This window comes from Herbaspirillum sp. RV1423 (genome assembly GCF_000577615.1).
GTDB lineage: Bacteria > Pseudomonadota > Gammaproteobacteria > Burkholderiales > Burkholderiaceae_D > Herbaspirillum.
Genome location: NZ_CBXX010000007.1, coordinates 88,990 through 108,241 on the forward strand (window position 1 = coordinate 88,990; position 19,252 = coordinate 108,241).

General features: G+C 54.2%; 18 protein-coding genes. 5 read left to right on the forward strand and 13 right to left on the reverse strand.

Annotation, left to right across the window (positions count from 1 at the left end):
- Positions 1–15 precede the first annotated feature (15 nt).
- The 9 genes from RV1423_RS09635 to RV1423_RS09675 all read right to left on the reverse strand — a co-directional run bounded on the left by RV1423_RS09635 (position 16) and on the right by RV1423_RS09675 (position 11,305).
- Positions 16–1,410: a VOC family protein gene (locus RV1423_RS09635; RefSeq protein WP_034295833.1), complete on the reverse strand. Its 1,395-nt coding sequence runs from the start codon at positions 1,408–1,410 to the stop codon at positions 16–18.
- 45 nt (positions 1,411–1,455) lie between these two features.
- Positions 1,456–2,892: an NAD-dependent succinate-semialdehyde dehydrogenase gene (locus tag RV1423_RS09640; RefSeq protein WP_034295834.1), complete on the reverse strand. Its 1,437-nt coding sequence runs from the start codon at positions 2,890–2,892 to the stop codon at positions 1,456–1,458.
- 8 nt (positions 2,893–2,900) lie between these two features.
- Complete coding sequence (locus tag RV1423_RS09645) at positions 2,901–4,193, reverse strand: FAD-binding oxidoreductase (RefSeq protein WP_034295836.1); 1,293 nt, start codon at positions 4,191–4,193, stop codon at positions 2,901–2,903.
- A gap of 35 nt (positions 4,194–4,228) precedes the next feature.
- Positions 4,229–4,960, reverse strand: coding sequence for an amino acid ABC transporter ATP-binding protein (locus tag RV1423_RS09650; protein WP_034295838.1), 732 nt, complete (start codon positions 4,958–4,960; stop codon positions 4,229–4,231).
- Positions 4,957–5,610, reverse strand: a complete 654-nt coding sequence (locus RV1423_RS09655) for an amino acid ABC transporter permease (RefSeq protein WP_034295839.1) — start codon at positions 5,608–5,610, stop codon at positions 4,957–4,959. Before RV1423_RS09655 ends, RV1423_RS09650 begins: the two co-directional genes overlap by 4 nt.
- A gap of 30 nt (positions 5,611–5,640) precedes the next feature.
- On the reverse strand, positions 5,641–6,381 hold the full coding sequence (locus tag RV1423_RS09660; RefSeq protein WP_306409266.1) for an ABC transporter substrate-binding protein: 741 nt from the start codon (positions 6,379–6,381) through the stop codon (positions 5,641–5,643).
- Positions 6,382–6,546: 165 nt separating this feature from the next.
- Complete coding sequence (locus tag RV1423_RS09665; protein ID WP_034295841.1) at positions 6,547–6,939, reverse strand: cupin domain-containing protein; 393 nt, start codon at positions 6,937–6,939, stop codon at positions 6,547–6,549.
- A 266-nt stretch (positions 6,940–7,205) separates the two neighbouring features.
- Entirely contained in the window at positions 7,206–8,117 is a 912-nt protein-coding gene (locus RV1423_RS09670) for a LysR family transcriptional regulator (protein ID WP_034295844.1), read from the reverse strand.
- Between the two features lie 143 nt (positions 8,118–8,260).
- Positions 8,261–11,305, reverse strand: a complete 3,045-nt coding sequence (locus RV1423_RS09675; protein ID WP_034295846.1) for an FAD-binding and (Fe-S)-binding domain-containing protein — start codon at positions 11,303–11,305, stop codon at positions 8,261–8,263.
- 135 nt (positions 11,306–11,440) lie between these two features.
- Here RV1423_RS09675 and RV1423_RS09680 point away from each other — a divergent pair, with 135 nt between their 5' ends.
- Both RV1423_RS09680 and RV1423_RS09685 read left to right on the forward strand, forming a co-directional pair.
- Positions 11,441–12,331 (forward strand): LysR substrate-binding domain-containing protein, encoded by an 891-nt coding sequence (locus tag RV1423_RS09680; RefSeq protein WP_034295849.1) that lies wholly within the window; start codon positions 11,441–11,443, stop codon positions 12,329–12,331.
- 562 nt (positions 12,332–12,893) lie between these two features.
- Positions 12,894–13,943, forward strand: coding sequence for a LysR family transcriptional regulator (locus RV1423_RS09685; protein WP_197034910.1), 1,050 nt, complete (start codon positions 12,894–12,896; stop codon positions 13,941–13,943).
- On the opposite strand, the gene RV1423_RS09690 is transcribed toward RV1423_RS09685, so the two are convergent.
- The 4 genes from RV1423_RS09690 to RV1423_RS09705 are packed head-to-tail and all read right to left on the reverse strand — an operon-like array spanning position 13,934 to position 17,265.
- Positions 13,934–14,563, reverse strand: a complete 630-nt coding sequence (locus tag RV1423_RS09690) for a glutathione S-transferase family protein (protein ID WP_034295850.1) — start codon at positions 14,561–14,563, stop codon at positions 13,934–13,936. The genes RV1423_RS09685 and RV1423_RS09690 overlap by 10 nt on opposite strands.
- Positions 14,560–15,444: an aromatic ring-hydroxylating dioxygenase subunit alpha gene (locus tag RV1423_RS09695; RefSeq protein WP_034295852.1), complete on the reverse strand. Its 885-nt coding sequence runs from the start codon at positions 15,442–15,444 to the stop codon at positions 14,560–14,562. The genes RV1423_RS09690 and RV1423_RS09695 overlap by 4 nt, the downstream gene beginning before the upstream one ends.
- On the reverse strand, positions 15,441–16,133 hold the full coding sequence (locus tag RV1423_RS28485) for a Rieske (2Fe-2S) protein (protein ID WP_197034911.1): 693 nt from the start codon (positions 16,131–16,133) through the stop codon (positions 15,441–15,443). Before RV1423_RS28485 ends, RV1423_RS09695 begins: the two co-directional genes overlap by 4 nt.
- Positions 16,134–16,158: 25 nt before the next feature.
- Positions 16,159–17,265 (reverse strand): BMP family ABC transporter substrate-binding protein, encoded by a 1,107-nt coding sequence (locus RV1423_RS09705; protein WP_034295855.1) that lies wholly within the window; start codon positions 17,263–17,265, stop codon positions 16,159–16,161.
- A gap of 503 nt (positions 17,266–17,768) precedes the next feature.
- On the opposite strand from RV1423_RS09705, the gene RV1423_RS09710 reads away from it, so the two are divergent.
- The 3 genes from RV1423_RS09710 (at position 17,769) to RV1423_RS09720 (ending at position 19,251) form a co-directional block, all read left to right on the forward strand.
- On the forward strand, positions 17,769–17,972 hold the full coding sequence (locus tag RV1423_RS09710; protein ID WP_034295859.1) for a hypothetical protein: 204 nt from the start codon (positions 17,769–17,771) through the stop codon (positions 17,970–17,972).
- 343 nt (positions 17,973–18,315) lie between these two features.
- Entirely contained in the window at positions 18,316–18,735 is a 420-nt protein-coding gene (locus RV1423_RS09715) for a hypothetical protein (protein WP_155835067.1), read from the forward strand.
- Between the two features lie 102 nt (positions 18,736–18,837).
- Positions 18,838–19,251 carry a CBS domain-containing protein gene (locus RV1423_RS09720; RefSeq protein WP_231502143.1) on the forward strand — a complete coding sequence of 138 codons (414 nt, stop codon included), beginning with the start codon at positions 18,838–18,840 and terminating at the stop codon, positions 19,249–19,251.
- The last annotated feature ends 1 nt before the right edge of the window (position 19,252 follow it).

Genomic DNA, 19,252 nt, shown 5'->3' on the forward strand with positions numbered 1-19,252 from the left:
TTCTTCTTGTGAGAATTAGATCGAGAGAGACTTCGTCTTCTCAAATTGGAATTTCAGCGAATCCAATGAAAGCTGTCGGGATTTCTCGTAAATCACGAACTCATCAAGAACCGGGGCCTGCAATGCTTGTTCAAAACCGCCCTGTGCAGAATCTGCCACATAGTCTTTTTGCTCGTTCCCACCCAAATTGGATTGGAAAATCCCGGCGGCGCTGACGGGGAGAAAATCTTCGTAAATAATCGGCTGTATGCCAACGATTTTTTTCTTGATCAGGACTTTAAGATTGAAATTATTGTTTCCCCGGGTGGCTGCAGCGAAAGCTTCTTCATCGACAATCGCATATCTGAAAAATGCCAGTTCCTCGGTATGCAATGTTTGGTAGTCGTCCGGAAAATCGGAAAACACCGCCTGGAGGCGGCTCTCATAGTCGGTGGCCGTGTTGCCCGATCCATCCATGGAACGCACTTTGGCAAGAAGTTGATCGTATAAAGCGCGTCCTTTGCGGGTCAAGGCAACGCCCCTCTGCTCGATCTCTCCAAATCGTGCCGTATGCGTACCGGCGTCCGAATCACCCTTGAACGCAATGGCTTCCACCAGCGCTTTAAAGCTTGTTTGCCGCAGCAATATCGGGCAACGCCGACGAGGAGGCCCCTCGATGAGGTCTTTTGCTTTGATGCCGCGGCGAGGCATTTCAAGCTGCGCGGCATCGATGTCCAAGGTGCGCGGCGTCAAATGATTGATATGTGGGCCCTTGAAGCAAACGACGTCGGCTATCAAGCGGTGTGCGCCGAGTAATTTTTGGTAAGTGCTTGAGCTGACCGTTGCTTCGCTATGCCAACTGAAGGTCTTGGTAACTTCCGCAATGAACTGATCTGCATCACCACAATGCAAGCCCCCCTCTTTCTCTGCCTGAGCCAGCAAGGAGAGCGCCATTGGCGTGAAGATTTCCCGCCCAACCAGGAGCTGCCGCGCCTCTTCGCGCAGCTCTTCATTTTCGATCAGCTCAAGGCGCAGCAACGACGTGAAAACCCGGAATGGATTGAAGCGGAGTGCGGTATCCTCGATTGGCCGAAATGCGGTGGCGTGGACGGGAACCCCGGCGACCGACAAGTCGTAGTAACCGACTGGATGCATGCCCATCACTTTGAAGATTCGCCGCATTGTTGCCAATTCGCGTTCAGTACCCAGGCGAATGGCGCCGTGCCGCTCGACGTCGATGCGGTCGAGTTCTCCCGTCTGGAGCAATTCCTTCCTCAAAGCTACATCATCTTCCAGCGTGCTTCTATTGATATCTCCAACCAGCTCGAGCAAGGTACCGTATTGCGGAACCTCTGCCCGATACATGCCTGACATCGCCATGGAAAACTTTGCGCGAATTTCGTCTGGCGAAATAAAATTTGGTGTGTTCATAGCCGTGTCATCAATGAGGAACTTGATTGGTAAAAAATATTCTCGTCAGACCTGAGTAATGAATTTCGTTGTCAGATAGCCGTCGAAGGTCTCGGTGCCCCCTTCCGATCCCATGCCGCTGTCTTTAATGCCGCCAAACGGCGTCTCCGGCAGTGCGCTTCCGAAATGGTTGATGTTCACCATACCGACTTGGAGTTGTTGGGCCGCAGCAGCGGAAGTCTTCAATGATTCCGTGAACACATAGGAGGATAGTCCAAATGGAAGACGATTGGCGCGCTTGACGACCTCTTCAAATGTGCTGAATCGCACAATTGGTGCAATGGGACCGAACGGCTCTTCATTCATCAACATGGCATCGTCATGCAAGCCGGTAACTACTGTTACCGGGAAATAACTTCCGGGTCCGACCGGAGCATGGCCTTTGAAATGAATCGTTGCGCCACGCTGATCAGCGTCATCCATGAAGCGGCTCATGGCGTCGACCCGGCGATCATGTGCCAGCGGCCCCATGCCGACATCTGCATCAAGTCCATTTCCTACTTTGATCGCAGAAACCGTATCGGTAAAAACTTCCAGAAATTGATCGTAGGCATTTTCCTGAACATAGAATCGGGTCGGCGATACGCAAACCTGGCCAGCATTGCGTACTTTGTTTTGCGCCAGCAGAACCGCGGCTCTATGGATGTCGGCGTCATCGAATACGATCACGGGAGAGTGTCCGCCAAGCTCCCAGGTGCCGCGTTTCATGTGTGTACCAGCCAACGCCGCCAAATGCTTGCCTACGGGGACTGACCCCGTAAATGAAACCTTTTGTACGATCGGTGAAGAGATGAGATGCCGGGATATGGCCGCCGGATCGCCCCAGATGATGTTCAGTACGCCTTTCGGCAAACCCGCTTCGGAAAACAATCGGGCAATCGCCATCACTGCGCTGGGCGATTCTTCCGGGCCCTTCAGGATGATGCTACATCCCGCACCGATAGCCGCACTGATTTTGCGAATCGCCTGGCCGAAAGGAAAATTCCAGGGCGTGAATGCTGCGCAGACGCCAATCGGCTCGCGAATGACAAATTGCCGAACTTCCGGCGATCGGGAAGGAATAACACGGCCATAAATGCGACGACACTCTTCCGCGTGCCAATCTGCATGATCGGCGTTGGCTTTGACTTCTGCAATTGACTCAAACAGGGGCTTGCCCTGGTCGAGGGTAATGTTGCGTCCTATCGATTCAGCCTGCGCCCTCGCCAAATTAGCAAATCGACGAAGTACGTCGGATCGCAATAGCGGAGATGTTCTGCTCCATAGATGAAATGCTGATTCTGCGCTTTGAAGAGCAGCGTCAAGATCATCTGTCGTCACCTTCGGGAGCTGGCCCAGTATTTCATTGGTCGCCGGATTCATGACGGGCATGGTTACGCCATCGGACGAGCAACGAAATTCGCCATCAATGAACAGAGCAAGACTTTCGTAAGAAGTATTCATATGGCTTTTTAACCCAAATCAAATCTATCAAAAGAAAAGGCATCCTCTTCACGGCGGTTTCGATTGGATTTGTCGAAGATGATCCCGGCCATCATGTCGCCAGCCGCAAAGCCGATTCCAAAGCCATGCCCTGAAAACCCGGTCGCGATGAACAAGCCAGGTGTGGAGCCGACTCCGGAAATAATGGGAAGGGCATCAGGAGTCACATCAATTAAGCCGCCCCATTGCCTGGCAATTTTTGTCTGAGCGAATTGCGGAAATGCCAATCTGACGCTGTCCATGGCCTGGGAGATAGTTCGCTCTGTGGGGATCGCGTCATACACTCTGTTTTTTTCAAATGGGCTGACTTGTTCCATCGAGAATTTTGTCGGGACGGCGAGCTCTTCGAAGAACTTCTTTCCAAAGCGAAGCTTCAGAAGCTTGCTCTCCGCTCTCCAGGCGGGGAAAAATTTCCAGAAGAGCTTGAAACTGTCCGGAACAATTTCCACGATGGACGCATTCAGCTTGGAAATAACATATCCACCTGAGCAATGAGGCCTGCATGTGTATTCCCCGCCATTCAATGCCACCTGGGGACCATTGCCGATCGGCGTAGTCTCAAATGCGGTAGCTGCCACCTTGAGTTGAGGCAAGTTGATACCGAAATTTCCGCAGAAGAGACGAGACCAGATACCGCCCGCGCATACAACGGCCGCGGCGCCAAACCGGCCTTGCTCAGTCCATACACCGACTACTTTTCCTCCCGCGACATCGAGACCGCGGACAGCGCAGTTCTCGACAATCTTGACGCCGGCGAAAGCTGCCAATTTCGCAACAATTCCCGGGACCATTTGCGGCTCGGCAACACCGTCCTCAGCGCTATACAGCGCACCTGCCAACGGCTGTTTGGTTCCACCGACCAGGTCTTCAGCCGCTGCACGTCCCAGCAGTTCGCCCTTGACGCCAATCTGGCGCGCCGCGGCAAGCCACTTTTCATGAGAAGCCATTTCCTGTTCGCTTGACGCAAAATACGCAAGTCCCGTTTTCCGATAGCCGACGTTCACTTGTTCCTGCAATTTCGACCACGTTTCATTCACCCGGAGAGCCATTGGAAGCTCGGCAAGATCACGCCGCAAGCTGCGAATCCAGCCCCAGTTTCGGGAAGACTGCTCAGCACCCACTGTTCCCTTTTCAAAGAGCGCGACCTGCAAGCCTTGGCGGGCCAAAGCCCACGCAGTGCTAAGGCCAATGATGCCACCACCGATAATGATGACGTCCCAATTTTTCTGTACAGATATGGTGTGCATGGTGCTTTTTTGCATTGCATTTATTCGTTATGGCTACTGGTCGGGATACTTCACAGCGGGTGCAAGACCCGGCGCAAGAAGTCTTTGAGTCTGGAACTCATTGGTTGACTCAATACCTCGGACGCGATTCCCTCTTCGACAATCTTTCCGCCGTCGATAAAAATCACCCGGTCAGCGACCTCCCGGGCAAACTGCATCTCGTGTGTGACGACCAGCATCGTCATGCCGCTCTCCGCAAGCTTTCGCATCACTTCAAGAACGTCGCCAACAAGTTCCGGATCCAATGCGGATGTCGGTTCGTCAAAAAGGATGGCTTTCGGACGCATTGCCAAGGCGCGCGCAATCGCAACACGCTGCTGCTGCCCTCCTGAAAGCTGAGGTGGAAATGCCGAAGCCTTATGTCCCATGCCTACACTGTCCAGCAAATCCATTGCGTGCCTTGTCGCATCTTCCACAGCTTCTTTCTTGACGAAAACCGGGCCTTCGATAACGTTTTCCAGGACCGTCCGGTGCGGAAAGAGATTGAAGCGCTGAAACACCATCGCCACTTCGCTGCGTATCTTCCTCAGATCCGTCGGGTTGTCGGAGACCGGGTCGCCGTCCACGGTAATGGAGCCGCCAGTGTGCGTTTCGAGCCCATTAATGCAACGCAGCAGAGTCGATTTTCCGGAACCTGATGCCCCGATTACGCAAACCACTTCACCCTGGCGAATATGCGCGTCTACCCCTTTCAAGACATGATTGGCGCCATAGCTTTTTTCAAGCGATTGAATAGTAATCATCTTTTGTTATTCCGTTTCTCAAGATAACGAACAAGAACGATGAGAGGCACGCACATGGCGAGGTAGAGCAGTGCTACGAGTCCGAAAACCGTCGAACTCTTGAACGTGCTTGCAGCAATCAGTTTTCCCTGAAGCGCCAGTTCTGCCACAGTAATCGTTGAGGCCTGCGATGAATCCTTGAGCATCATGATCATGATGTTTCCGTAGGGTGGAAGAATCAGCTTGACAGCCTGAGGTAGAATTACGCGCCGCATGGTCAGGCCCCATCCCATGCCGATCGAGCTCGCCGCTTCGAGTTGACCTCGATCAATGGCTTCAATACCGGCGCGGAAATTCTCTGCCTGGTAGGCCGAGTAGGTCAATCCCAAACCAAGGATGGCCGCCTGAACCGCACTTAATGACACGCCCCAATCGGGCAACACGAAATAGAAGAAAAAGAGAACCACAATTACCGGAATGCCGCGCAAAAGATTGATGACAATCACGCTGATCCACGCCAGCGCCCGAATGGAAGACACGCGCAGCACTGCCCAAAATAATCCAAGTACAGTTGAAAGAAGCAGGGATCCAATTGTGACGGTAATTGTCAGGTAAAGCCCTTTCCCCAAGATCGGCAGGTACTCGATTGCATCGCCATAAAACTGATTCATAGTTAACTCGCAATGGTGGCGTAGATGCGCTTACTTCATGCCCCAGGTCTTCAGGATGGCATCCAGTTGGCCGTTGGATTTAATTTTGGTGATGGCGTCGTTCAACTTTTTCAGTAGCTCAGGCTCTCCCTTGCGCACGGCCAAACCGACTTCGCCCGGCAACGTAGGTTTATATGAGGACACCATATGGATATTGGCGTAGTTGCCGGTGGAGATTCCGTAGGCAGCAATGGGGTAATCAATAAATGCGGCGTCGATCCGGCCGACGTTGACATCGCGCATTAACTCTTGAATGTTGTCGTAAATCTTCACTTCCTTGAATACACCTGCCTTTTGGAGTGGTTCAATGTAAGCGGTGCCTACCGCGACGCCGACTGTTTTTCCCTGAAGGTCGGCGAATGATTTGTATTGAGCGGTGTCTTTGTTCGGCACGGCAAGTCCTTCTCCATAGCCATAAATCATCTGGCTGAAGTCGACTATTTCTGCACGTTTGGGAGTGATGAACATGGGGGTTGCGATGACATCGATTTTCTTTGACGTCAGGGAGGCGATCAGAGAGGAGAAGGGAATTGGCTCGAATTCAAGCTTCACACCTGCCTCTTTTTCGACGGCCTTCATGATATCGATCATCGCGCCGCGCAGCGTATTTGTTTTTGTGTCAAGGAAGGAGAATGGGCTGCCAGTCGGGCTTGATCCAACTTTTAAAATAGTCTGAGCGATCGCGCTGTGTGCACCAGCCGCGTACATGACAAACGAAAGAATAGCAACCATACATTTCATGAGAATTCCCCTTTTTAAATTGACCAAAATATGCCGGATGGTATTGCGAAGTGATTTCCAAAAACAGAGATCCACTTGCTGATTCGTCCGGGCAATCGAGATTTTTATCTTCGTTGTCGTCCCGGACCGGTGTTGATTTTTCTTTGAGATGTTTACTTAATTTGCACCTTCGTCCGTGCATTTTTCTTGCGCGGCGGTGTCCACGAGAACGTAAACTTTTTTCACTGCTTCGATAGTTTTCCAGGTGCCGGTAAAATTCGGTTTGATCACAAAGGAATCTCCCGCCCGGAAGATCTTTGACTCGCCGCTATCTTCCTGGACTTCGACTACACCTTCCAGAATGTGGCAGAACTCATAGATGCTGCCCCGTATTGCGATTTGCTTGCTCTCGGTACTGGCCCATACGCCACTGCGAACCATCGCGCCATGATGGTCTTGCTCCCAGGACGTGAACACGGGTTGCGAGCCCTCCAGCAGGCGTTCAGCCAGGCAAGTCCCATTTTCTCCTTCACCGAGCCCGGAAATTTCAATCTTCTTGACTTTGTTCATTGCGCTCTTTCAGTCGTCAGTTTGTGAACAGCCACCTCTATCGTTTAACGATGCAGTGATGCTATGGCGTCATCTTCGGTGAGTAAGAACTGGTTCGCAAATTCTTTATCCGTCGATCAAATTCCAGTTTGGAATGTGATGTAGCACTTAGTCCAAGTCGGTGCCGGACGCTATTTTTCGGCCCCAATGTGGTGCCATTTTTTAGGGAATTGAGCGATGCTGGTGCGCAGGAAAAGGGAGGATGGGTCGGGCAAGCGGGGAGGGGTTTATTGCGTCTGGAGTTTTACCGTTTCCAGCAGGCACTCCTGGACGATTTCAAGGAATTGTTCGGCTTGCACAGAAGCCGGACGTTGCTCCGAGACGATCAGGTCGACGTGGACCATACACTCGGGCATGAATGGCTTTCTCAACAAGCCGGGATATAGTCCAAGGCGAACTGAATAGGGATCGACAATGGCAAGGCCGTAGCCTTGTTCAACAATCTTGCAAATAGTGGTCGTATAGTTGGCCGTTACATCAATGTCTTGTTGCACGTATTCTTCTGAAAACGCGCATTCAATCATTCGCTGCAGCGCCAAGTTGTGACGATAGCCCACAATTTTCTGCCCCGCAAGGTCGGGCGGACGCACCACATCCAGGGCTGCGAGCGGGTGATTGACAGGCATGACGCAGACCATTGGAGAAGAGTGGAGTCTGCGGATATGGCCATAGGTATCAGTTGGTCCACTAAGTACAATACCTACGTCAGCAGCAAAATTTCGGACTGCATTCGCCACTCCGTGTTCTCCCCCCGCATTCAGGCAAATCTTGCCTTCGCTCCATCGGTCCTTGTAGCGTGCAACGGCTTCCGGAAGAAGGATCGACGTCAGTGTAGGAGACGCTTGGACGGTGAGCTGATGTGATCTTCCGTCCCTCAGTGCGCCGGCCGCCTTTTGAAAATTGAAGACCTCCTCATTGACTCTGTTTGCATCCGCCATGAGTGCATAGGCGTCGGCAGTCGGTTTGAGGCCGGTACCCGTGCGCAAGAAAAGTGCGAAGCCCAATTGTCGTTCGAATGCCGCAAGCGCCTTGCTAACACTGGGCTGCGTAGTATGCAGCGCGGCGGCAGCTCCATGTGTGGAGCCGGTCTCCATAAGTGCCTGGAAAACCTCTATGTACTTGAGACGAAATGGATTCATTGTCCGGGATACTGTTGTCGAAGGGCCGGGTTGTGGATGACTGGACAGGCATTCTCCCGACTATGCCATGGCTGCCATCGCAGGGCAACTCTGTGCTGCCTGGTGGACCGATCCGATCGGATGCAGGCGACGCTGCCATGGCACTATGCCGCTTTGATGTGATCAAGCAAAGCCTGCAAAGGATGGCGCAGCTCTTGCTTGGCAAACCGTTTCACCTGGCTGCGGCAAGAATACCCGGTTGCCAGCGCTTCTCCCGGGACCTGTGGCGCCTCTACCTGCGTAGCCCATGACTGCTGATAGATTGCCTTTGATGTCTCGAGGTTGCGGGCTTCGTGCCCATATGTTCCTGACATTCCGCAACAACCGGTTTGTTGCACATGTATTTTGAGCCCGCGTCGGGCAAACAGTTGCACCCATTGCTTCAGACTATCCGGGCTATTTGTTCTCTCCGTGCAATGAGGCAGCAATCGGTACTCGGGTATTGCGCCGGCGGTTTGCATAGCGGGTAAGACATCCATGAGCCATTCTTGCGGCATCAACACGCGCGGTACTACGCCGATATTTTTCACTTTCAGATATTCTTGACGGTAAGTCAGTGTAATAGCCGGATCCAAACCCACCAGAGCAATTCCACTCTCTGCCAGCCGGCGCAGTTGCGAAGCATTGCGAATCGCGACTTTGGAAAAAGCGTGGAGAAACCCCTGAACTTGCAGCGGCTTTCCATTTGGTTTCAGAGGCGCGAGCCATACCTGGAATTGCAGGCGCGAGGCAAGTTCGATGAGAGTAGCAAGTTGCCCGGTATCGAAGTAACGCGTAAAGGTATCCTGGACGAGGATAATACTCGCATCCCTTTCTTTCGCAGTCAGTCTTGATAACGCATTCGGCTCGGCGGGTCGCACATTCCATTTTTTTATGACGGCAGCAAGGTCCGTCCGGCTGATCGAAGGACTGTCGACCATGCCAATATAACGCGCCAGCAGCCGGCGCACCCAACTAGTGTTCATCAATCCATTGTAGAGCGCAGGCATTTTGGCCAGCAATGGGACCGTCATTTCCAGCGAGCCAATCATGTAGTCACGAACGGGACGAAGATATCGCAGGTGGTATAGCTCAAGAAACCGGGAACGAAAATCAGGCACATTTACCTTGATTGGACATTGCCCTGCGCACGATTTGCAGGCGAGGCAACCGGCCATGGCATCGTAGACCTCGTGCGAGAAATCTTTTTCCCCTCGCGCTGCGGCGCGGCTATTCCGCCAACGTGCCGGCAGCCTGGCTAAAAACGCTTGCGGTTTTTGCGTGACGGCCAATACATCGACGCCCGCATTTCCCTGTAGCCGCAGCCATTCGCGCGTTAGCGCAGCGCGCCCCTTGGGCGAGTGGACGCGCTGGCGGGTTGCTTTCCACGATGGGCACATGGCGTCATGAGGATCGAAGTTATAGCATGCACCATTCCCATTGCAATGCATGGCGGTTCCATAGCTCTGCCAGACCCGCTCGTCTATTTGTCGGTCATATTCACCGCGCAGAGGAACCGCATCGATCTTCAACAGCATCGTCATGCTCGCCGCTGCGCTTGCAATCTTCCCTGGATTGAGCTGATTGTCGGGGTCGAAGGCCGCTTTCAACTGCTGCAATGAGGGATATAGTTCGCCAAAGAAAGCAGGAGCATATTCTGAGCGAACGCCCTTTCCATGCTCGCCCCAGAGCAGACCGCCGTATTTCTGTGTCAGTGCCGCCACCGCATCGGAAATAGGGCGGATCAGTGCTGCCTGGAACGCATTCTTCATGTCCAGGGCAGGTCTGACATGCAGGACACCTGCATCGACGTGACCAAACATCCCGTATTCCAGGTCGTAACTATCAAGCAACTGCCTGAACTCGGCGATGAAATCAGCGAGATGTTCCGGCGGCACAGCCGTGTCTTCGACAAAAGGCTGCGGTCGGGCCTCGCCCTGGACATTGCCGAGCAATCCCACTGCCCGCTTTCGCATTGCATATACGCGCTTCACGGCATCCTCACCTGTCGCCAGGGTATGGCCCAGACGTACAACGCTGGTATCCTCACGCAGATGGACAATGAATGCCTCGACGTCAGCGGCAAGCTTCGCCGAATCGTCGCCGCTGAATTCGATCAGATTGATGCCAAGCGTCGGATGATCGGGGTCTTGCGGAAAATACTCGCCAACACTGCTCCAAACAAAATCTTGCATGGCCAACAGCAGAACTTTTGAGTCCACCGTTTCAATCGACAAGGGCTGGTGGGACAAGAGTGAACGAGCGTCTCGAAGAGCATCCATAAAGCTGCCATAGCGCACATTGACGAGCGTCGAAAATCGCGGCAGCGGAAGCACATTCAGCTTCGCCTCTACGACAAACGCAAGGGATCCCTCCGCACCGCACAGCACGCTATTGAGATTGAATTTGTTTCCCGGCTCCCTCAAATGTGCAAGATCATAGCCAGTGAGGCAGCGATTGAGTTTCGGAAATTTGGCTTCAATCAATTCAGCTTTTTCTTCGGCGATGCGGCGTGCAGTACGATATATCTTTCCTGTGCGGCCTTGGCTGGCGCAGGCCTGCTCCAATTCGTCAAGATCGAGCGATTTGCTATGCAGCAGTTCTCCGCCAATCAATACTGAATCGAGCTCGAGGACGTGGTCGCGGGTCTTTCCATAGCTGCAGCTTCCCTGTCCGCTTGCATCGGTACTAATCATGCCACCGATAGTGGCCCGATTTGACGTAGACAATTCGGGCGCAAAGAACAATCCATGCTGCTTCAGTGCTGCGTTCAATTGGTCTTTGACAACACCTGCCTGGACCCGGACCCATCTCTCCTTCACATTGATCTCGAGGATCTTGTTCATATGCCTGGAAAGATCCAGCACCACGCCATCGGTGAGAGATTGGCCGTTTGTTCCCGTACCGCCGCCACGCGCGGTTAGCGCCACGCCTTTGAATTCCGACTGACTTAGCAGTCGTGACACTATTTGAATATCGTTGGCGTGCGCTGGATACATTACCGCTTGAGGCAGGCGCTGATAGATGGAGTTGTCCGTCGACAAGACGGTTCGATTTGCGTGGTCGGTGTGTATTTCACCGCTAAAACCTGAGGATCGCGCTGCCTCCAGGAAGGAGAGGTAATCCCCATCAATACCAGTGATGCCTTGCGGCAATGCAGCGATTGACATGGCTCTGTTCTGTTTATAAGGAAACGATTAAATCATGTTATGTACTCATGATTACGGAACTACATCGACTGTAGTATCCTCTTTGAAAAAAAGTTTACAAACGTAAAATATTGCCGCAATTGATGCATACAGGTTATGAATTATCGTCGTTTAACGCCATCCATGTCGCTACTCCTTGCTTTCGAGGCTGCCGCCCGCCACGAGAGTTACACGCGCGCGGCTGAAGAACTGTCTCTTAGCCAGAGTGCCATCAGTCGACAGGTACAGGCACTGGAAGAGCAACTTGGCGTGAGTCTCTTTCGACGCGAAGGGCGTGTCGTGAAATTGACGGAGCTGGGACGTCGCTACCATTCGGAGCTCAATGCCGCACTTGGGCGCATTCGCAATGCGACGCTCCAGGCCATGTCGCATCAGGCAGGTAGTGGCGCCTTGCGTCTCGCAACCTTGCCGACATTTGGCTCAAAATGGTTACTGCCACACTTGCATGAGTTCTATGACATCAATCCCGACGTCACCATTCATGTCCACTCACGGATTGGACATATAGATTTCCATGCAGAAGAAATTGATGCGGCAATTACCGTTGGTTCGGGAGATTGGCCTGGAGATCTGGTTAGCCATCGGCTATACAACGAGTTTTTGGTCGCCATCACCGGACCGCAGCACGTTTTGGGGTCCCAGGATTTACTGAAATGGGCAAGCGGTCAGGTGCTATTGACAGTCACATCGAATCAGCAAGCGTGGGCTGAGTGGTTTACCCATTACCATTTCGATCATAGAAAAATGCGTGCCGGTCCCAGTTTTGAACTTACCTCGCATCTTATCCAAGCCGTGCGCGCGGACATGGGGATTGGACTTATTCCCAAAGTCTTGATCGAGGACGAGTTACGGCGTGGCGAGCTGGTCGCTATTGGTGACGCCATTACAAGCAGACGAAGCTACTATTTTGTTTACCCTTCCGGAAGCGGCGAATTGCCCTCGCTCGCGGCATTCCGTGATTGGATTTTGAGTTTTCGTCATTCGTGATATCCACCTGATTGCTCAGGTCGGGTGTCGTGGAAATGACCCTGACTGCCCCTCCGCGATCTGAAACATAACAATTTAAGTTATTCAAATAGCGGTTGACGCTCTGACGGAACCTGTCAAGTCCAATCTTGAGCCAGTACACCTTAACATCTCCGTCCCCGCGGCCGATAGCGGACTCAAGAAATCATGATGATAAATAATGTTCACATTGGCTGAGTCTCATGGAGAAGAAATGAATTCCATCGCAGGATTAACGCAGGATACTCCAATGAAACAAGTCCGAGAGCCGCTCGTACGCACACCGGACCGTTGCCGAATTTACCAATCAATCGCAAGCCGGAAACCATCTTCGATTGCCAATTAAAAAATTGCGGAATCATCGGCCATGAAGCGCCAGCACACATCAAGGAGCCCGTTGCCGTCTGATCGTCTTGCTTGGCATTCCCCAAAAACACCTGCAATCCGCAGGTGTTTTCATTTGCGCGTTAGGATGCATGCGCATGAATCTTGCTAACTCTTAGTCCGCCAATTCCGGCGATCAACACTAGCAATGGCGAGAGTTATGGGTGCAATCGAGAAATATAGTGAAATGGGGATCGACCTGCGTCTGGTCGAGAGTTTCGTGCTGGTAGCGCGTTGCGGCACCCTGTCGCAGGCAGAGGAAGACAGCGGGATTTCCAAGGCAACGCTGAGCCGCCAAATGACGCGCCTAGAAGACTTGCTCGGCCAGCAACTATTCATCCGGACTTCGCGCAAGGCGACATTGACGGAAGCCGGACGCTTACTCTACGAACGCTGCTCACGCCTGATGCGCACCATGCAGACCGATCTCGAAACGGTACTGATCGATGTACAAAATCTGAGCCGGGGCATCAGCGGCGAGCTGCATCTGATGACCACCAATTATTTCAGCACCACGTTTGTCGCGCCTGCCGTCGAACGCTACATGTCGCTGTATCCCAAGGTGCGCTGTCATCTTCGTATCGTGGAAGACAAGCCGAATCCGCTATTCCCCGACGAGGCCGATTGCTTTGTATGCACGACGCCGCCCGATCACCCCAACCTGATCGCCAAGCGAATCGGCTCCTTCCACTGCCGTCTGTATGCCAGCCCGGCCTATTTGAAACAGCACGGGGCGCCGCAACATCCGACCGACCTCTCGGCGAATCTTTCTGCACATCGTACCAATGTACGTCGTGATGAACTGAGCGACGGCAAATGGCGCTTCTATCGCGAGCGCGAATGCGCGGAAGTCGCTCCTGCCTGTACGGTGGTGAGCAACGATTATTGGGTGGACAAGACTTTTTGCATCGACGGCTATGGGATCTCTTACCTGCCGGATTTTTTTACTCGCGTGGAGGTCGATGCCGGCGTACTGGTGCCGGTATTGCCGGAATGGGCGTCGGCAACCTTACCGGTGTATTGCGTCTATCAGAAGCAACGCCACGCCTCGGAAAAGCTCAAGGCATTCATCAACCTGATGGCCGACAACTTCTCCAGCACTGAGACTTTCATGATGTACGTCGTGCTGGGTCGCAAGAATCAGGCCGTCGGCATAGCAGCGAAAGCGGTGCCGGCAACGGTAAGCGTGTCCCGTAAAACTCAGGCGTAGGCAGGTATCCCCGGCATCACGATGAATCCCGGAAGCGCCCGCACTCGGCGCAGCCAGCGATTGATATTGTGATACCCGGAGCGGTCGATACCTCCATCGTGGCACAAAGCCGGATAAGCAAAGCAGGCAATGTCGGCGATGGTCGGGTGTGCGGCAGCGATCCATTGCTGGCCACGCATTTCACATTCCGCCAGATGCTGATCGAGGATCGCCAGCGCCTTGTACGCACCGCTGCGCGCGGCATCGGCATCTATATGTTCATAGCCCATCAGCATGTCATGCAGGCGCACCGCCGAAACCTGCATCAGCTCGCCGCCTGCAAACGCCTGCCACATGGCGATGCGCCCTTGCGTCGCCGGATCGGTGGGATACCAGGTAGAGGACGTGTCGTAGCGCGCAGCGACATAGAGCAGGATAGCCTGGGCGTCGCGCAAGACAAGATCGTCGTCAAGCAGTACCGGAATCTGTCCAAGCGGATTGATGTGTAGAAAATCGGGTTGTCGATGTGCCTTGCCAGGATAGAAATCGACGGCGATTTTTTCATACGGCAGATTGAGCATCGACAGCAGCAGGCGCACCTTGTAACAACTGCCGGAAATCTCATAGTCGTAAAGCTTCATTGCAGCGATCCTTCCTTCACTTGCTGCGGCAAGACGCCGAATTGCATCCCCACTGCGCGCAACCAGCGGCGATAACCGACACTGGCCGCGTCGGCGCGAGCCGGAATTTCATTTTTTTCATAGAGCGGAATGCGCCGCGGCGTCTGCTGTTCCAGGATCAGCCGGTCCTGCAGAAACACGGTCTGCTGAAAATGCAACGCCTCTGTATCGCTGGTGTCCTCTTCGAGCAGCAAGGTATAACCGAACACGCGGCAGTGCTCTTCATCAAGCGGCTGCACCAGCATGCCGATGTTGTCGACCGCGCCTTCTTCCTCCGCCGTCTTGTAGAGCACGGCGACGAACGGGCCGGAAGTGCGATAGATGTACGCCGTGTCGCGCCCGGCGTCTGCCGCCATCGACGCCCTGGGCTGATAGAACATGCATTCGGTGGCCCATACTTCGGCATCTTCCGCGCGCACTTCCACTTTGTAGTCGCGAATTTCGGTCACCGGTTCGGCGCCGAGAATGCCGGTATGCACAAACGGAAAATGCCCCATGTCGAGAAAATTCTCGACCAGCCGCTGCGGCGAGGTGCGCACGTAGACGCCGCCCCAGGTGATCATGCGTCGCCGCGGATCGACGAACTCTGCCACTTCGATCATCGGCCTGGCTTCGTCGGAGAGACATACCCAGACATGGCCGTAACGCGTGCGAACCTGTACCTGGCGTTGCGACGTCAAATCGCCATCCACTTCATGCACCTGAAACGCGTCGCCGTGGCGCAAGCAGACGATCTCCTGTCCAAGCAAGCGCGTGCGATAGGGAACGCCTTGCGGCACATCCGTGATCGCGCCGATGACGATCCATTCGCGCAGAGCGATCGGGTCGGTGGTCTTGCTCATGACGCGAGTCCCTCCAGTTTCAGTTGCACCAGTTGCAGTTGCGAGGACAACGCCAGCAGCCATGCCGGCGATGCCGCTGCTTCGGCCGGTGTCAGCGCGACGAGATGAATACCCGTCTTGCCTTCTCCGGCATCCTGCAAGGCATACAAGCAACCGTTTTGTGCGACGCGGCCGTCGTCGGTAGGAAGCCAGTAGCCGGAGTTCTCGTCGATGCTTGCATGCTGCAGGTTGTGCTCGCCAGCCGCAGCGAACGATGGCGATGACATGGCTGCGCGCACCTGTGTCAGCGCGGCGCTGAGGTAGACCGAACGCACCGGTTTGGAGCGCATTGCCGCCACATGTTCAGGCAACGCGGGCGGTGATCCTTTCCAGATGACGCCATACGCTTCCTGCACGCCATGCGTCTGCAGAAAGATGACGCCGGACGGTGTATGCGATGGATGCGCCGGGATGTATTTGCATTGCCCCTGATTGTCGTACGACCAGCCGTGGTACAGGCAATTGAGACGGTCGTCCCTGACGAAGCCGAAATGCAAGCGCATGCCGCGATGCGGGCAGCGATTCTGGTTGGCGTGCAGCGTACCGGCAGAATCCCTCCAGAGCGCTATTTCCAACTCCGACGCGCGCGCCAGGATGACCTGATTGCATTCCACCGCATTGCTCAGGGCAAGTGCTTGAGAAACTGTCATGCAGTGCTCCCTTGAATATAAACGCTCAACTGGTGAAAGCGCCAAGTATGCCTTCGACATACCAATCCATTTTGCGGATATCTGCATCGGCCAGCACGGCGCTGGCAGCCAGACGCTGCTTGCCGGCCGTATCTTTCACCGGACCGGTGAACGGACGCACCGTCCCGGCTGCGAGGCGTGCTTCATAAGCACTCAGACGTTCCCTGCCGGAGGCAGGAATGGCCGGATTGTAGGGCGCCATCCTGACGATACGCGCCTGCACGCCGTCCCAACGATCGGTGGCGACCCAACTGTTGTCCAGCACGCGCCGCGCCGCTTCGACGTAGACGCCCGACCAGTCGAGGGTGAACGAGGTCAGTTGCCCCTTCGGTGCGAACTTGCGGAAATCGCTGGCATAGCCGACGCTCCAGGCGCCCTTTTCTTCCGCCGTCTTGACGCCGGTAATGTCACCCGAGGTTGACAGCAGGACGTCCGCATGCGAGGCCAGCAAAGATACGGCAGCCTCGCGCTCCTTGGCCGGGTCGATCCAGGTATTAAGCCAGACCACCTTGCAGACGATTTGCGGATCGACCGAACGCGCGCCCAGCAAGAAAGCGTTCGCGGTCGCAATCAGGTCCGGAATCGGAAAGCCGCCGATGAAGCCCAGGATTTTGGTCTTGCTGACCGAGGCAGCAGCGATGCCGGCGAGATACGAGCCTTCGTAGTAACGTGCTTCGAAGGTGGAAAGATTGTTCAGCATATGCAAACCCGAACAGTGCTCGAAGCGGACGTCGGGAAACTCGCGCGCCACCTTCATGATCGGCGTCATGTGCGAAAAACTGGTACCGAAAATCAATTGATGGCCCTGCCCGGCTAGATCGCGGAACACACGTTCGGCGTCCAGCGGATTGAAGATGTTGGTGATCGCCATGGTTTTCACCCGGCCCGGAAAAGCCGCATCGATCGCCTGACGCGCCAGGTCGTGCTGCTTGGCCCAGCCATAGTCGCCGATGGCGGAAACATGGACGACTCCGACCTTGAGCGGTGCGGATGCTGCGGGGGCGGCAACTGCGTGCAGGGACTGTCCCATCAGCGAGAGCGGTACGGCGCTTGCTGCAGCATGCTTGAGGAAAGTACGGCGATTGAATCCCATGGTTGCTCCTTGTTGTCGGTGCTTGCATTATCGGGGCGACAAACCGAGCGGATCAACATAGTGGATGCGCATCTGCTTTTCAATTTTGAAACGGATGCCAGTCAAGGAAAAATCAGCAGAAAATCACATTGTTGATTTTCTCGCAGAATTTCACTCTTTGGCTAAGATTGCCACACGATCGCACGATCCATAACTGCTCTGGCTGTTCTTTAATAGGAGGCCTCGGAATGGGAGGCAAGCGACGCAATACTTCCTCATCGAAAGGAATTGGGCGAGTGGTTAGCGCATGCCCTTCGTAGGAATCACAATGTCTCGATACTCTTTCGCCAAGTTCTGTAATACGGGGGGCTTAAAGTAAATCCGTGAATCGTCTGCACATCAATCGCATTGTATTGCTCGTGCGCGCCGATGATACCAGCCGCTACACACTTGCAGCACGGGTCGTCGCGACAAAGAAATGATCAGTTAGGATTAGGGCTCAATGAATCAAATCGGAGATAAAAATGGCATCAATTCTTGTAAATATCTTCCTCGATGGGCAACCGTTTAGAGATCGAAACTGGTCTCATGTCCCGAGAATCGGAGATATGTTGACCTTTGATAATGGGAAGATCAAAGTCAAGGTGATTGCAATTATTTGGGCAGATATGGGCCAGGAAGCCCCTCAAGGTGTCTCGATTGATTGCAAGAGTTTTACTATCGACTGATATCGAATGAGCTTCAAATATCTAGACTGACTCACACCAACACATGACATTTAGCTTATTCAAATAACGATTGACGCTTGTTTACTTGGTACGCTAATCTTCATCCACCCCTGACAAAGGGGATCGGGTTTGGCGACTCGACTTACACATGGCGGACAGCCGCTTCCTTAGCGGCTTTTTTACGTCCGTACTGCCTCTGCACGTCTTCAATGGCGGGCCCTGGCGGGGATACCTTCGGGTATGCCGGTTGCCGTGTGTACCGGTTCGCCAACCCTGCTTTGCGCCCGCCTCCCTCATTTGGCGATGAAAGGCCGGCTTCCATCCCATACACACGGAGGCTCACATGCCTGGCACGACCGCACCTGCACAAAATCCCGACACCAGACCGGCAGCCCCACGCCAAGCCAAAATGAAATCCGCCGCCCTCGGGCGCATTGAGAAGTTGGAGGCCGCAGTAAATAATATGGATGCCCTCTCCCAAGAGGGCTATAGTCAGATATCCGCCATTGCGACACTGGCCCTGCTGAGCCTGGAAACACCGGAAGGCCACCATCCGGCGCACATTGAAACGCTTGCCGTCGCGCTTGCCGCCGTGCGCAAAATCGCTTGCGACATCGAGAACTGCATCAACGTCACCGCGGAAGAGGTCGGGCTCAACCATAAAGACCGCCGCTCGGAGGCGAGGCTGAAAGCCCGGCGCGAAGGTGCGGGGCAAAGGTGTGGCGCAATCTGCCGGGATAGCCGCCGCGACGCCGCAGGCTGAGGCCGTCCAGAACCATCGTACAATTCGCTCACGGAAGCAATCGGGTCACATCAGGTATTTCTCGCGGAGGGGCAAATGGCTGGAGTCAGCATCAAGAAAATCATGAGCACAAAGCTCGTCACTGCCAGCCTGGACGACAAGCTGGAAACGGTCAAAGAGATTTTTGACAATCTGAAATTCCACCACCTGCTGGTGGTGGAGGAGCACAAGCTGTTGGGCGTGGTTTCCGACCGCGATCTGCTCAAGGCCCTGAGTCCGAATGTCGGGTCGGCCAGAGAAAGCTACCAGGATCTTGCCACCCTGAAAAAACGCGTGCATCAGGTCATGACGCGACGCCCCGTGGTGCTGCAGGAAAGCGCCACGGTCGACGATGCGATTCACATGTTCAATACACATGGCGTTTCCTGCCTGCCGATTGTCGATCCGGACTTCAAGCCTGTCGGCATCGTGACCTGGCGCGATATCCTGAAAAATCTGCGCATTCATCCGACCGGCACGTCAGGGCCGACGGCCTGAC

Excerpts from the sequence above, each read along its gene's own strand:
- RV1423_RS09635 (WP_034295833.1), bottom strand. The coding sequence starts at position 1,410 with ATGAACACACCAAATTTTATTTCGCCAGACGAAATTCGCGCAAAGTTT.
- RV1423_RS09640 (WP_034295834.1), bottom strand. The coding sequence starts at position 2,892 with ATGAATACTTCTTACGAAAGTCTTGCTCTGTTCATTGATGGCGAATTT.
- RV1423_RS09645 (WP_034295836.1), bottom strand. The coding sequence starts at position 4,193 with ATGCAAAAAAGCACCATGCACACCATATCTGTACAGAAAAATTGGGAC.
- RV1423_RS09650 (WP_034295838.1), bottom strand. The coding sequence starts at position 4,960 with ATGATTACTATTCAATCGCTTGAAAAAAGCTATGGCGCCAATCATGTC.
- RV1423_RS09655 (WP_034295839.1), bottom strand. The coding sequence starts at position 5,610 with ATGAATCAGTTTTATGGCGATGCAATCGAGTACCTGCCGATCTTGGGG.
- RV1423_RS09660 (WP_306409266.1), bottom strand. The coding sequence starts at position 6,381 with ATGGTTGCTATTCTTTCGTTTGTCATGTACGCGGCTGGTGCACACAGC.
- RV1423_RS09665 (WP_034295841.1), bottom strand. The coding sequence starts at position 6,939 with ATGAACAAAGTCAAGAAGATTGAAATTTCCGGGCTCGGTGAAGGAGAA.
- RV1423_RS09670 (WP_034295844.1), bottom strand. The coding sequence starts at position 8,117 with ATGAATCCATTTCGTCTCAAGTACATAGAGGTTTTCCAGGCACTTATG.
- RV1423_RS09675 (WP_034295846.1), bottom strand. The coding sequence starts at position 11,305 with ATGTCAATCGCTGCATTGCCGCAAGGCATCACTGGTATTGATGGGGAT.
- RV1423_RS09680 (WP_034295849.1), top strand. The coding sequence starts at position 11,441 with ATGAATTATCGTCGTTTAACGCCATCCATGTCGCTACTCCTTGCTTTC.
- RV1423_RS09685 (WP_197034910.1), top strand. The coding sequence starts at position 12,894 with ATGGGTGCAATCGAGAAATATAGTGAAATGGGGATCGACCTGCGTCTG.
- RV1423_RS09690 (WP_034295850.1), bottom strand. The coding sequence starts at position 14,563 with ATGAAGCTTTACGACTATGAGATTTCCGGCAGTTGTTACAAGGTGCGC.
- RV1423_RS09695 (WP_034295852.1), bottom strand. The coding sequence starts at position 15,444 with ATGAGCAAGACCACCGACCCGATCGCTCTGCGCGAATGGATCGTCATC.
- RV1423_RS28485 (WP_197034911.1), bottom strand. The coding sequence starts at position 16,133 with ATGACAGTTTCTCAAGCACTTGCCCTGAGCAATGCGGTGGAATGCAAT.
- RV1423_RS09705 (WP_034295855.1), bottom strand. The coding sequence starts at position 17,265 with ATGGGATTCAATCGCCGTACTTTCCTCAAGCATGCTGCAGCAAGCGCC.
- RV1423_RS09710 (WP_034295859.1), top strand. The coding sequence starts at position 17,769 with ATGGCATCAATTCTTGTAAATATCTTCCTCGATGGGCAACCGTTTAGA.
- RV1423_RS09715 (WP_155835067.1), top strand. The coding sequence starts at position 18,316 with ATGCCTGGCACGACCGCACCTGCACAAAATCCCGACACCAGACCGGCA.
- RV1423_RS09720 (WP_231502143.1), top strand. The coding sequence starts at position 18,838 with ATGAGCACAAAGCTCGTCACTGCCAGCCTGGACGACAAGCTGGAAACG.